This is a genomic window from Nocardia sp. NPDC020380 (genome assembly GCF_044386975.1).
In the GTDB taxonomy this organism is placed as follows: domain Bacteria; phylum Actinomycetota; class Actinomycetes; order Mycobacteriales; family Mycobacteriaceae; genus Nocardia.
In genome coordinates this window covers 249,361-261,733 of sequence record NZ_JBIRVQ010000002.1, presented here as the reverse complement: position 1 = coordinate 261,733, position 12,373 = coordinate 249,361, and the positions used below count along the sequence as shown (strand labels likewise).

The 12,373-nt window shown below is 67.7% G+C and carries 13 protein-coding genes; 4 read left to right on the top strand and 9 right to left on the bottom strand.

Translation table 11 applies throughout. From position 1 onward, the window contains the following. Positions 1–54 precede the first annotated feature (54 nt). Positions 55–2,268 carry a UvrD-helicase domain-containing protein gene (locus tag ACH438_RS04800; protein WP_397001274.1) on the bottom strand — a complete coding sequence of 738 codons (2,214 nt, stop codon included), beginning with the start codon at positions 2,266–2,268 and terminating at the stop codon, positions 55–57. Between the two features lie 116 nt (positions 2,269–2,384). Then, positions 2,385–3,377: a GlxA family transcriptional regulator gene (locus ACH438_RS04795; RefSeq protein WP_397001272.1), complete on the bottom strand. Its 993-nt coding sequence runs from the start codon at positions 3,375–3,377 to the stop codon at positions 2,385–2,387. 70 nt (positions 3,378–3,447) lie between these two features. On the opposite strand from ACH438_RS04795, the gene ACH438_RS04790 reads away from it, so the two are divergent. Further along, positions 3,448–4,416: an NADP-dependent oxidoreductase gene (locus ACH438_RS04790; protein ID WP_397001270.1), complete on the top strand. Its 969-nt coding sequence runs from the start codon at positions 3,448–3,450 to the stop codon at positions 4,414–4,416. Between the two features lie 229 nt (positions 4,417–4,645). On the opposite strand, the gene ruvB is transcribed toward ACH438_RS04790, so the two are convergent. The 7 genes from ruvB to pdxT form a co-directional block, all read right to left on the bottom strand. After that, positions 4,646–5,827, bottom strand: a complete 1,182-nt coding sequence (gene ruvB / locus ACH438_RS04785) for a Holliday junction branch migration DNA helicase RuvB (RefSeq protein WP_397001267.1) — start codon at positions 5,825–5,827, stop codon at positions 4,646–4,648. A 6-nt stretch (positions 5,828–5,833) separates the two neighbouring features. Beyond that, the gene (ruvA, locus tag ACH438_RS04780) at positions 5,834–6,439 is read right to left on the bottom strand and encodes a Holliday junction branch migration protein RuvA (RefSeq protein WP_397001265.1); all 606 of its coding nucleotides are present in this window, start codon (positions 6,437–6,439) and stop codon (positions 5,834–5,836) included. Beyond that, positions 6,436–7,023: a crossover junction endodeoxyribonuclease RuvC gene (gene ruvC / locus ACH438_RS04775; protein WP_397002284.1), complete on the bottom strand. Its 588-nt coding sequence runs from the start codon at positions 7,021–7,023 to the stop codon at positions 6,436–6,438. The genes ruvA and ruvC overlap by 4 nt, the downstream gene beginning before the upstream one ends. 80 nt (positions 7,024–7,103) lie before the next feature. Continuing rightward, on the bottom strand, positions 7,104–7,547 hold the full coding sequence (locus tag ACH438_RS04770; protein WP_397001263.1) for an acyl-CoA thioesterase: 444 nt from the start codon (positions 7,545–7,547) through the stop codon (positions 7,104–7,106). A gap of 61 nt (positions 7,548–7,608) precedes the next feature. Continuing rightward, entirely contained in the window at positions 7,609–8,052 is a 444-nt protein-coding gene (locus tag ACH438_RS04765; RefSeq protein WP_397001261.1) for a hypothetical protein, read from the bottom strand. Positions 8,053–8,201: 149 nt separating this feature from the next. Further along, positions 8,202–8,954 (bottom strand): YebC/PmpR family DNA-binding transcriptional regulator, encoded by a 753-nt coding sequence (locus tag ACH438_RS04760; RefSeq protein WP_397001259.1) that lies wholly within the window; start codon positions 8,952–8,954, stop codon positions 8,202–8,204. A gap of 62 nt (positions 8,955–9,016) precedes the next feature. Continuing rightward, positions 9,017–9,640: a pyridoxal 5'-phosphate synthase glutaminase subunit PdxT gene (gene pdxT, locus ACH438_RS04755; protein WP_397002282.1), complete on the bottom strand. Its 624-nt coding sequence runs from the start codon at positions 9,638–9,640 to the stop codon at positions 9,017–9,019. A gap of 104 nt (positions 9,641–9,744) precedes the next feature. Here pdxT and ACH438_RS04750 point away from each other — a divergent pair, with 104 nt between their 5' ends. From ACH438_RS04750 to ACH438_RS04740, 3 genes are read left to right on the top strand one after another with little or no spacing between them, the layout of a single operon-like run. Next, complete coding sequence (locus tag ACH438_RS04750; protein ID WP_397001257.1) at positions 9,745–10,038, top strand: helix-turn-helix domain-containing protein; 294 nt, start codon at positions 9,745–9,747, stop codon at positions 10,036–10,038. Continuing rightward, a complete protein-coding gene (locus ACH438_RS04745) occupies positions 9,936–10,538 on the top strand; it encodes an RNA-guided endonuclease InsQ/TnpB family protein (RefSeq protein ID WP_397001255.1) in 603 nt (200 codons plus the stop codon). Before ACH438_RS04750 ends, ACH438_RS04745 begins: the two co-directional genes overlap by 103 nt. A gap of 21 nt (positions 10,539–10,559) precedes the next feature. Then, positions 10,560–12,362: an APC family permease gene (locus ACH438_RS04740; RefSeq protein WP_397002280.1), complete on the top strand. Its 1,803-nt coding sequence runs from the start codon at positions 10,560–10,562 to the stop codon at positions 12,360–12,362. Positions 12,363–12,373 lie beyond the last annotated feature (11 nt).

Genomic DNA, 12,373 nt, shown 5'->3' with positions numbered 1-12,373 from the left:
CGCGTAGCCGCGACCGGGCGAGCGCAGCGCTCGCCCGGTCGCCCCCGCGAGCACTCAGTGACTGCCGACCGGCTCGCGCATCCCGGCCGGCAGCGGACGCGTGTGAATCACGTGCAGCCGCTGCGTCGCCCGGGTGAGCGCGACGTAGAGGTCCGCCGCGCCGTAGGTGGACTCCTCGAGAATCGTCGCCGGTTCCACCAGCACGACCACGTCGAACTCCAGGCCCTTGGCCTCCGCCGGGGTCAGCACCTGGACCGGGAGATCGAGGGCCAGACCCGCCGGGGCGATGACCGCGAGCGAACCGGTCTCCGGGTTCGCCGCTGCCGCCAGCTCGGCGACCGCGGCCGCCAGCTCACCGTCCCGCACCTGCGCGGTGGTGGGCCGGACGCCGGTGTGGCGCACCGACTTCGGCGGGATGGCCGACGGGTCCACCAGGGCGAGCACGCCGCCGGCCAGCTCCATGATCTCGCCGGGCGTGCGGTAGTTGATCGTCAGCGTGCGGTAGTTCCAGCGGCCGGGCGCATAGCGGTCGAGCATCTGGCCCCAGGTGTGCGCGCCCGCCGGGGAGCGGCGCTGGGCGCGGTCGCCGACGATGGTCATGGACTTGCCCGGGCAGCGGCGCATGAGGACCCGCCACTGCATTTCGGACAGTTCTTGCGCCTCGTCCACGACGATGTGACCGTAGGTCCATTCCCGGTCGGCGGCAGCGCGTTCCGCCAGGGTGCGGTGATCGCGTTCGACCTGGCGTTCGGCGAGGGTCTCCGCGTCGATGGCGTCGGTGACCCGCATGGCGTCGTCCTCGTACTCCTCGTCGGGGGTGTCGATGACGGCGAGCACATCCCGGGCGTAGCGGATGCGCAGCTGCCGGGCGCGTTCGGCCGCCATCTCCTCCTCGTAGCGATCGACGCCGAGCAGTTCGGCGGCCTCGTCCAGCAGCGGCACATCCGAAATGGTCCAGGCCGCACCGTCTTCCCGGTGCAGCAGGGCCCGGTCGGCCTCCGGCAGGGCGGCCGCGGCCGTCTCCAAGCGGTCCTCGGAACCGAACAGCTCGGCGAGCAGATCCTGCGGAGTCAGCTCGGGCCACAGGCGATCCACCTCGAAGCGCACCTCGGAATGGACCTCCAGCTCATCGCGGGCCTGGACGGCCAATTCGCGGCGCAGGGCGGTATCGCTCCGGGACAGCCAGCCTTCGCCGATCCTGTGCACCGCGCGTTCGGTGAGGCCGTCGAGCAGTCGCTCCCGGAAGTAGCGGCGGGCCTGATTGTGCGGCAGGCCGCTGCCGCGGGCATGCTCGCGCGCCACCGACACCAGCTCGTCGTCGAGATCGATTGTCACATCGCTCAATTCGATGGGGATCTCGTAGCCGGGCAGCTCCTGGCGGTCCGAGATGGCCGCGGCCACCACCGCCACCATGGCGTGACCGCCCTTGACCCGCTCGGCTTCCGGCGTCTCCACGGTCTGCGTGTCCAGGCCGGGCAGGAGTTCACCGGGCGTCGCGAACACGACGTCGGTCTCCCCCAGCGACGGCAGCACGCTGCCGATGAAGGTCAGGAATCCGGGATTCGGGCCGACCACCAGCACGCCTTGCCGGGACAGCTGCTCGCGCCGCGCGTAGAGCAGATACGCCACCCGGTGCAGCGCCACAGCGGTTTTGCCGGTGCCGGGCCCGCCTTCGATCACCACGATGCCGGCGTGCGGCAGCCGGATGATCTCGTCCTGCTCGCTCTGGATGGTGGCGACGATGTCGCGCATGGTCTGCTCGCGCGGTGCGTCCAGGGCGGCGAGCAGGGCCGCATCGGCGTCGGCGCCTTCCGCGCCGCGGGCGAAGACATCGTCGTGGAAGCCGGTGACCTCCTTGCCGTGGGTGCGCAGGTGCCGTCGGCGCGCGATGCCCTCGTTGCTGGCGAGGGTCGCCGTATAGAACGGTTGTGCCTGCGGCGCACGCCAATCCATCAGGTAGGGCTCGAAATCGTGGGTCGCATCGAACAGCCCGATGCGCCCGATATAGGTCGAGCCGCCGGTCTCGTGGTCGATCTTGCCGAAGCAGAGCCCGTTCTCGGCGGCCCGGTACCGGCCGACCCGCTGTTGCAGGGTGCCGACCGACACCTCGCGCTGCCAGCGGTCGGCCGAGGTGGTCGCATCCTTGTCACGCAGGGACACTCCGAGCGCGTTCGCCGCGGCCGTTTCCTCCGCATTCAGCTGCCGGTACAGAAACGCGACATAGTCGCGCTCGGCCGACAATTCGGTTTCGTAGTCGAAATTTGACAAACCAACCTCGCTGTGGGACACTTTAATTGGAACCTCTTCTGTGCTGCCATAAATTCGAGCGACTCCTAATGCTAGAGCCATTCTTCGAATTCGCCGCAGAGGTCTTTATCACCCAATCAATTCAGCGCATCGGCCCCGGTCCGGAACGTACGCCGGTAAGCTAGCGGTGAGACGCCGATCGTTTCGTGCAAATGCTGCCGCAACGACGTGCCCGTCGCGAAGCCGACCTCCCCCGCAATGCGATCCACGGAAAGATCGGTGGATTCCAGCAATTCACGAGCCCGGAACACCCGCTGCTGAATCAGCCAGCGGCCGGGACTCATTCCCACCTCATCGCGGAAACGACGCGCGAAAGTGCGGCCGCTCATGCGGGCCCGCGCCGCGAGATCCGCCATGGCCAGGGGCTCGTGCAGATTCGCCAGCGCCCATTGCCGCGCCGCCGCGGTGCCGGCCGCCGAGGACGGCGGCACGGGCTGCTCGATGAACTGGGCCTGACCGCCCTCCCGCCACGGCGGGACCACACAGCGGCGAGCCACCATATTGGCCACTTCACTGCCGTGATCACGGCGAATCAGGTGCAGGCACAGGTCGACTCCGGCCGTCGCGCCCGCCGAGGTGAGGATGTCACCGTCGTCGACGTACAGGACATCGGGATCCAGGCGGACATTCGGGAAGGCGCCACGGAAGTGCTCGGCCAGATTCCAGTGCGTGGTGGCGGGGCGGCCGTCGAGCAGACCGGCCGCGGCCACCACCACCGCGCCGGTGCAGATGGAGACGATCCGGACGCCCGGGCGGATGCGGGCGAGGGCATCCGAAACCTGCTGGGGCAGACCGTCGTTCATGATGGGCAGCACCTCGCAGGGCGGGATGACCACGGTGTCGGCGGTGGCCAGCACCGAACTGTCCTGCGCCACCGCGATATCGAAGTCGGCGCTGCTGCGGACCGGACCGCCGTCCAGCGAACAGGTGACGATCTCGTAGCGGCCGTCGGCGGTGCCGAACACCCGGTTCGGAATGCCCAGCTCGAAGGGGTACACGCCGTCGAGGGCAAGTACGACGACGCGATGCGGACGCGCGGTCCCGGACGGCTCGGCATGATCGGACGGCATGGCACGATCCTATCGAATAATGGCAATCGTGCCATTTCCCGGGCCTGCGCGAGACGGCAAGCTGAGGAACATGAGCGCGAAGGACATCACGATTCCCGAGACCATGAAGGCCATCCGCCAGGAAGTCCTGGGCGGCCCCGAGGTGCTGCACGAGGTGGAAATGCCCGTCCCGCAGCCGGGCCCCAGCCAGATCCTGGTGCGGGTGCGCGCCACCAGCCTGAACCCCACCGACTGGAAGCACCGCGCCATGAGCGGTCTCTTCCTGCCGCCCCCGCCGCACGTGCTGGGCTGGGACGTCTCCGGTGAGGTGGCGGCGGTCGGTTACGGCGTCACCCTGTTCAAGCCGGGCGACGAGGTCTTCGGCATGCTCCCCTACCCGCACGGGCACGGCGCCGCCGCCGAGTACGTCACCGGACCGACCCGCGCCTTCACCCGCAAGCCCGCCAACCTCGACCACATCCAGTCCGCCGCAATCCCGCTGGCCGCCCTCACCGCCTACCAGGCGCTCGTCGATACGGCGAATGTGCAAGCGGGACAGAAGGTCCTGATCCACGCCGCGGCCGGTGGCGTCGGCCACTTCGCCGTCCAGATCGCCAAGTCCCTGGGCGCCTACGTGATCGGCACCGCCAGCGCGGCCAACCACGATTACCTCCGCGGCCTCGGCGCCGACGAGGTCCTCGACTACCGCACCACCGATTTCACCGAAGCCGTCCGCGACGCCGATATGGTCCTCGACCCCATCGATCTGGCGCACGCCCTCCGCTCCCTGCGCAGCCTCCGCCCCGGCGGCATCATGGTGGCCATCCGCGCCGGCAGCTCGGCCGAGTTGGACGCCGCCGCCGAGGAACTCGGTGTCCGTGCCGAGGGCCTGCTCGTCGAAGCCGACCACGCCGGCATGGAGGCCCTGCGCCAACTCGCCGAATCGGGCGCCCTCCGCCCCACCATCGCCGGCACCTTCCCCCTCTCCGACGCCGCCAAGGCCCACGCCCTCGGCGAAACCAACCGCACCGTAGGCAAACTCGTCCTCACTGTCGGCTGACCCTGGCAGGAGTCCCGGACCATCCAGGATCGGAACCCGGCGCCCGGAGCACTCACTGCTAAGAAAACGCCCCGCCCGCGAACGTTCGCGGGCGGGGCGTCCTGCTGTCTGCGGCGGGTCGGATCGCGGGCGACCACGTCACCATCAGCGGGTTCGGCAGCACACGAAACTTCTTGCCGCGCAGCGGAGTCCCCGTGAAGGTGCGCAATCCACCTGGTGTGCGCAGAATCTAGGGTTCGAAGAGATCCAGGTCCAATTGGGGTTCGCGGGGGCGGACTTCGATGGAACCGAAGACCAGATCCGCGGGCGGGAGGAGGCCGAGGTGTTCCCAGGCGGCCGCGGTGGCGACGCGGCCGCGGGGCGTGCGGGCGACCAGACCGGCGCGGACCAGGAAGGGTTCGCAGACTTCCTCGACCGTCGCGGCTTCCTCGCCGACGGCGACGGCGAGGGTGGAGACGCCGACCGGGCCGCCGTTGAAGCTGCGGATCAGGGCACCGAGTACCGCCCGGTCGAGACGGTCCAGACCGAGGACGTCCACGTCGTAGACGGCAAGTGCCGCGTGCGCGATCGGAACGGTGACTATGCCGTCGGCCTTGACCTCGGCGTAGTCGCGGACTCGGCGCAGCAGGCGGTTGGCGATACGGGGCGTGCCCCGGGAGCGCCCGGCGATTTCGGCGGCGGCATCGGATTCCAGGCGGACGCCCAGGATTCGGGCGGAGCGCTCCAGGATCTGTTGCAGCTCATCGGGTTCGTAGAAGTCCATGTGGCCGGTGAAGCCGAAGCGATCACGCAGCGGGCCGGTCAGGGCGCCGGACCGAGTTGTGGCGCCCACCAGGGTGAACGGAGCGATATCGAGCGGAATCGAGGTCGCGCCCGGGCCTTTGCCGACCACCACGTCGACGCGGAAGTCCTCCATGGCGAGGTACAGCATTTCCTCGGCGGGGCGGGCCATGCGGTGGATCTCGTCGATGAACAGCACATCGCCTTCGACCAGATTGCTCAGCATGGCGGCCAGGTCGCCGGCGCGTTCCAGCGCCGGGCCGGAGGTGAGGCGCAGGGCCGTGCCGAGTTCCCCGGCGATGATCATGGCCATACTGGTCTTGCCGAGGCCGGGCGGGCCGGACAGCAGCACGTGATCCGGTGTGCCGCCACGCATCTTGGCCCCGCGCAGCACCAGCGCCAGCTGTTCGCGCACACGCGGCTGGCCGATGAAATCGTCGAGGGACTTGGGCCGCAGGCTGGCCTCGATCTCCCCGTCGGATTGCAGATAGCTCGCGTCGACCTGAGATTCCTCCGGGTCGGCCGGCTGGAAGGCCGTGCCGAACGACACCTCGCGCGGGAAGTCCCCCGCGTCCGCGGCCGGATAGCTTGCGCCGACCGGGAATTCGCCCTCATCCATATCGTCGCTCATGGCGGCCTATCGGTTCTTGCCGAGCAGTCCGAGCGCGGTCCGCAGGGCCTGCGAGGTGCCGATACCCGGTTCGTCGGCGAGTACCGCGTCCACCGCGCCCTCCGCCTGCCGGGCCGGGAAACCGAGGCCGATGAGCGCCTCCACCACCTGATCGCGCACCGGCGTGACCATGGGCGCGGGCCCGGATCCGGGCGGACCCGATTGCACCGGAACCAGATTCACCTTGTCGCGCAGTTCCACCACCATGCGTTCGGCGCCGCGCTTGCCGACACCGGGCACGCGGGTCAGCGCCGCCACATTGGATTCCGCGAGCGCCTTGCGCAGCGCCTCGGGTTCCAGCACCGAGAGAATCGCCATGGCCAGTTTCGGGCCGACGCCGGTCACCGTCTGCAACAGCACGAACAGATCGCGCGCCTCGGTGTCGGCGAAGCCGAACAGCGTCATGGAGTCCTCGCGCACGATCATGGTCGTGTAGAGGCGGGCGTCCTCGCCGCGTGTCAGCGTGGCCAGGGTGGCGGGGGTGGCATTGAGCCGGTATCCGACACCCGCGGCCTCCAGCACCACATGGTCGAGCCCGATCTCGAGCACCTCACCGCGTACCGACGCGATCACCGCGTTACCGCCTTTCCTTCTCGGCCATTACGGCGTTGCTGGGCAAGCCTTTCCTCGTACATGCGCCGCTGCGCCGCGGCCATGGCCTCCGCCTTCGCCATGCGGTCCAGCATGGGCGCCCGCCAGCAGTGGCAGATCGCGAGGGCGAGCGCGTCGGCGGCATCGGCCGGTTTCGGCGCGACGGCCAGCCCGAGGATACGGGTAACCATGGCGGTCACTTGCGCCTTGTCCGCGGAACCGTTTCCGGTGACCGCGGCCTTCACCTGACTGGGGGTGTGGAAGTGCACCGGAATCTTCCGCCGGGCCGCGGCGAGCGCGATCACCCCGCCCGCCTGCGCGGTGGCCATGGCGGTGCGCACATTGTGCTGGGAGAAGACGCGTTCGATGGCGACCACCGCGGGTCCGTGCTTGTCCATCCACATTTCGGCGGCATCGGAGACGAGCAGCAAGCGCTCGGCCAGATCCATCTCGGGCGGCGTGCGCACCACGTCGACCTCCAGGGCGGTCACCGACCGCCCCACTCCCCCTTCGACCATGCTGAGCCCGCACCGGGTGAGCCCGGGGTCGACGCCCATCACCCGCACCAAAGCCCCTCTCACCGAAGACGAACAACTGTTCGAGAGTCTAACGGACCGTCGAAGCGCCATTGTCCACCGACACGGCCTCAAAGGCAGACGGGTTCCAGGTTCAGCAAGGTCGGATCTTTTGCCCGAATTGCCCACTCGCGCGCCGGATCCGGGACCAGCTTGCGCGCGCGTAGATCCATCAATCCGCTGAGATAGCTGATAGTGGCGGACAATTCGCCGTCGGGCCGGGTGAAGGAGTGCTCGACCCGATAGGTCTTGCCCGCACCCCAGACCCAGGCGCAGGACACATCCACCCAATCCCCCGCGCGTAGTTCCCGCTGATACTTGATGACGGTCTCGAGATTCACCGGCCCGAAGCCGTCACGCAGCAGGTCCTCGACCGAAACCCCCGCGGCCCGAACACATTCGAAGCGCGAGTGGTCGGCGTACTGCTGGTAGGCGGCGCCGGTGACATGCAATTGCTGGTCCAGGTCGGAGACCCGGACATCGACGCGGATACGGAAGGGCTCACGCTCGGTCACCTGTAGACCATGACAGAGCCCACCGACAAGTTTCCGCGCCGAGGCCCGGGCGCGGCCGTGACTAGGAGGAACCGGTGTGCGGCTTCAGTTTCTGGTCGTTGTCGACGGTGGCCGTCTGCCAGTCGATGGACACCGGATAGTTGCTGGTCCAGGTGCCCGGCGACTGGGTCGGCGGAGACATCTGCATGGCCCCGTCGGGTCCGATGCTCGGCGGTCCCTGGTCCATGGTGCCGGGGGTGTAGTCGCTGGGGCAGCTCATCGGGATCGGGTCCGTGCTGTGGCGGCCCGCGTACCCCGAGAACGATACGACCGACCCCGGGAAGCCCGAGCAGGTCACCTGCCCGGTGATGTAGTAGATGTCGTCGGTGTCGTTGCGGCAGAAGCCGTTGTCGCCGCAGGAGACGCCGGGTGCGAGGTCCTTCGCGGCGGCCTGCGGTGCGAGCACGCCGACAGCGCCCGCGATGAGTGCACCGATGCCCAATCCGACGGTCAACCGTTGAGACATGTGAATTGTCAACTCCTCTGAACAGCCCCGACCAATAACGAACCCCGACTCCAAAACCTCTGTACAAGAGGGGTATCCGGGCGGGCGGCCGTCCAGTTACGGCGAAGGCCGCCCCCAATTACAGGGGCGGCCTTCGCGAGTCGATGAACTCAGGCGTCGAGCTCGGCGAGCACCTCGTCGGAGACGTCGATATTGGTGTAGACGTTCTGCACGTCGTCGCAATCCTCGAGCGCGTCGACCAGCTTGAACACCTTGCGGGCCAGGTCGGCGTCGGCGGGCACGGTCACCGATGGCTGGAAGCCGGACTCGGCGGAGGTGTACTCCATGCCGGCCTGCTGCACCGCGGTGCGCACGGCGATCATGTCGCTCGGATCGGAGATGACCTCCCACTCGTCGCCGAGGTCGTTGACCTCTTCGGCGCCGGCGTCGAGCACGACCATCAGCACGTCGTCCTCGGACAGGCCGTTCTTCTCCAGGGTGACGACACCCTTGCGGGAGAACAGGTACGACACCGAACCGACATCGGCCATGTTCCCGCCGTTGCGGGACACGGCCACGCGCACCTCACCGGCGGCCCGGTTGCGGTTGTCGGTGAGGCACTCGATCAGCACCGCGACGCCGTTGGGGCCATAGCCCTCGTACATGATGGTCTGCCATTCGGCGCCACCGGCCTCTTCGCCGCCGCCACGCTTGCGGGCACGCTCGATATTGTCCAGCGGGACCGAGTTCTTCTTGGCCTTCTGGATGGCGTCGTAGAGGGTGGGATTGCCATCCGGGTCACCGCCACCGGTGCGCGCCGCGACCTCGATGTTCTTGATCAGCTTGGCGAAAAGCTTGCCTCGCTTGGCGTCGATGGCAGCCTTCTTGTGCTTGGTGGTGGCCCATTTGGAGTGGCCGCTCATTCCCTACTTCCTCGTTTCAGGGGGCTGTTTGGTTTCCAACATTCGAGGGTACGTGATTCGCGTCAAACTCCGGCGCGAGGTCGTACCACGGTATCCACGAACAGTTTGTGCACGCGTAGGTCGCCTGTCACCTCGGGATGGAACGAGGTGGCGATCACATTGCCCTGCCGCACCGCCACGATGCGCCCCGCCGCCGGGCCCGCGGGCACCCGCGCCAGCACCTCGACCGCGTCACCGGCCCGCTCGACCCAGGGGGCGCGGATGAACACCGCCCGCACCGGGCCGTCGTCGAGACCGGCGAAGTCCAGGTCGGTCTCGAAGGAATCGACCTGACGTCCGAAGGCATTGCGCCGCACCGTCATATCGATGCCGTGCAGGGCCTGCATATCGGGGCGGGTGTCGAGCACCTCGGAGGCGAGCAGGATCATGCCCGCGCAGGACCCGTAGGCGGGCAGGCCGTCACGCAGCCGCTGCCGCAGCGGTTCCAGCAGGTCGAAGACCTCGAGCAGCTTGCTGATGGCGGTGGACTCCCCGCCCGGGATGACCAGGCCGTCGACGACCGCGAGCTCGGACTCCCGCCGCACCGGCACGGCTTCGGCGCCGCACTCGTGCAGCGCGTGCACGTGTTCGCGCACGTCACCCTGGAGAGCCAGCACACCAATCGTCGGTTTCACGCCGTCGAGCATACGTTCGGCCCGATTGCGCGTTTTCGCCCGCACTCCCCACACCTCCTATAATATCGAACATATGTGCGAGTTGCGCTTCAGTGGCATTCGGGCCTGGTGACGCAATGCTGACCGGACGCCGATACCGGCTAGACCTCACCACCGAACAAACTCGGTTCGCGAACGAGATCGGTGCGGTATGTCGCACAGTGTGGAATGTCGGCCTCGAACAGCGCCGGGAGTACCGGAGACGCGGAAGATGGATCAACTACACCGATCAAAGCCGCGAGCTCGTCGAGGCGAAACGTGAACATCCATGGCTGACGACCGCCCCCTCGCACGTTCTGCAACAGACGCTCATGGACCTCGACCGTGCAATGCCACGGTGGTCTTGGAAGATTTGCACATTCGATCGATGACACGGTCAGCACGCGGAACCACCGAGAACCCTGGCACGAACGTTGCGCAGAAGGCCGCACTGAACCATTCGATACTGGACAAAGGCTGGTACGTCTTTGAACTCGCACTGCGCAGCGCAGCCCGATTCACCGGAACCGTGATCATCAAGGTTCCTGCTGCTTACACGTCGCAAACGTGTTCTCGATGCCGCAACGTGAACCCGGAAAGCCGTGAGAGCCAAGCGGTTTTCCGATGTATCAACTGTGGGCACAACGAACACGCCGACATCAACGCAGCGAAGAACATCATGGCCGCCGGGCCGGCGGTCACAGCCTGTGGAGACCTTGGGGTTACCCGGTCCGAGAAGCAGGAACCCCAGCCGGGACCGGCTGGAATCCCCACAGGGATGTGGGGAGGAGGTCAAGTGTTGCCGCCCGCGGACAGACGTGGACCGTGTGGCGCTCCCCACCCGACCGTCAGAATTTCGTTAGGACAGGTGTCCATTACGTCTTGCGAGTGAACACTTCCGCATGTGACCGATATGTTGCCGCGAACCACGGCAGGACCGCGCGGCGGTGTAGTAGAAGATGCGCCGCAGGCCCGTCACGGGCTGACCGTCTCCACCGGGCTCGCCGGGCTGTCCCTGGACGCCATGGCCTCGGTCGCTTACGGTCCCGAGGCGATCGTGCTGGTGCTGGCCGCGGCCGGCTCGGCCGGGCTCGGCTTCACCCTGCCGGTGACCCTGGCGATCGTGGTGTTGCTGGCCGTGCTCATCGCCTCGTATCGGCAGGTGATCGCGGCGTTCCCGAACGGTGGCGGCGCGTATGCCGTGGCGAAGTCGCAGTTGGGGCGGCGGACCAGTCTGGTGGCGGCGGCTTCGCTGATCGTCGACTATGTGCTGAATGTGGCGGTATCTATCGCCGCGGGCGTGGCGGCGCTGACTTCGGCCTTCCCCGGGCTGTTCTCGTACACGGTGTGGATCTGCCTGGCCGTGCTGGCGGGGGTCACCGTGCTGAATCTGTACGGCATCCGGGAGAGTGCGCGGGCGTTCATGGCGCCGACCGTGGTGTTCGTGCTCGGCATCTTCGTGGTGATCGTCGCGGGTCTGCTGCGGGCGCATCCGGAGACGGTCGCCACGGGGACCGTGGTGCAGGAGAACGCGCGCACCATCGGAATCCTGTTGCTGCTCAAGGCCTTCTCCAGTGGCTGCGCGGCGCTGACCGGTGTCGAGGCCATCGCGAACGCGGTGCCGAGCTTCCAGGCGCCGAAGGTGAAGCGGGCACAGCGGGCCGAGGTGGCGCTGGGTGTGCTGCTGGGGCTCATGCTGATCGGGCTGGCGACGCTGATCGGGAAGTTCTCGATTCATCCGATCGACGGCACCACCATCCTGTCGCAGCTGACCGAGGCGGCACTGGGGCACGGAATCGCCTACTACGTGGTGCAATTCGCGACGGTGATCCTGCTGGCGCTGGCCGCCAATACCTCCTACGGCGGGCTGCCGACGCTGACCAAGATCCTGGCCGACGACAATTGCCTCCCGCATCGTTTCGCGGTGAGCTCGCAGCGGCAGGTGTACCGGTTCGGCGTTCTCACGCTGGGCATTTCGTCGGCCGTGCTGTTGATCGCCTCGCGCGGCAATATGAATGCGCTGGTGCCGCTGTTCGCGATCGGCGTGTTCGTGGGGTTCACCATCGCGCAGGTCGGCATGGTGCGGCATTGGCTGCAGGTGCGGACGGACGGCTGGCGGTGGCGGATCGCGCTGAACGGGTTCGGCGCGGTGCTGACCGCGGTCGCGACCGTCGTCACCACGGCCATGAAGTTCATGGACGGCGCCTGGCTCATCGTGCTGGTGCTGCCGTTGCTGGTGGTGGCCATGGAACGAATTCGCTCCACCTACGGCAAGATCGAGGGCTGCCGCGGCCGGGGTTGCCTCCCGGAGGAGCCGCGGCCCACGGAGACCGCCATCGTGGTGCCCGTCTCGGAGGTTTCGGAGCTGAGCCGGGAAGCATTGTCGGCGGCCATGTCCCTGGGCCGCGATGTGACCGCGGTGCACGTGTGCCTGCCGGACGAGAACATCACCGTCTTCACCAAGGAGTGGGAGGCGTGGCATCCCGACGTGCGACTGATCCTGCTGGAGGACGGTGATGCGACCGTCGGCGGGCCGGTGGCTCGTTATGTGCGCGACAACTTCTCGGGCCGGCGCAAGGTGGTGGTGATCGCGGAGGTGGAACCGCCCGCGGGCTGGAATCACGTGCTGCCCAGCCATCGCAGCGATGAACTGGAGAAGGTGCTGCGCAAGATGTCCGACACGGTGGTCTGCCACCTGCGGGTGCAGACGGCCTGATCTCGGCGAAA

Coding starts and splice junctions, on each gene's coding strand:
- ACH438_RS04795 (WP_397001272.1), bottom strand. CDS start 3,377: ATGCCGTCCGATCATGCCGAGCCGTCCGGGACCGCGCGTCCGCATCGC.
- ACH438_RS04790 (WP_397001270.1), top strand. CDS start 3,448: ATGAGCGCGAAGGACATCACGATTCCCGAGACCATGAAGGCCATCCGC.
- ruvB (WP_397001267.1), bottom strand. CDS start 5,827: ATGAGCGACGATATGGATGAGGGCGAATTCCCGGTCGGCGCAAGCTAT.
- ACH438_RS04765 (WP_397001261.1), bottom strand. CDS start 8,052: ATGTCTCAACGGTTGACCGTCGGATTGGGCATCGGTGCACTCATCGCG.
- ACH438_RS04760 (WP_397001259.1), bottom strand. CDS start 8,954: ATGAGCGGCCACTCCAAATGGGCCACCACCAAGCACAAGAAGGCTGCC.
- pdxT (WP_397002282.1), bottom strand. CDS start 9,640: ATGCTCGACGGCGTGAAACCGACGATTGGTGTGCTGGCTCTCCAGGGT.
- ACH438_RS04750 (WP_397001257.1), top strand. CDS start 9,745: ATGCTGACCGGACGCCGATACCGGCTAGACCTCACCACCGAACAAACT.
- ACH438_RS04745 (WP_397001255.1), top strand. CDS start 9,936: ATGGCTGACGACCGCCCCCTCGCACGTTCTGCAACAGACGCTCATGGA.
- ACH438_RS04740 (WP_397002280.1), top strand. CDS start 10,560: ATGTTGCCGCGAACCACGGCAGGACCGCGCGGCGGTGTAGTAGAAGAT.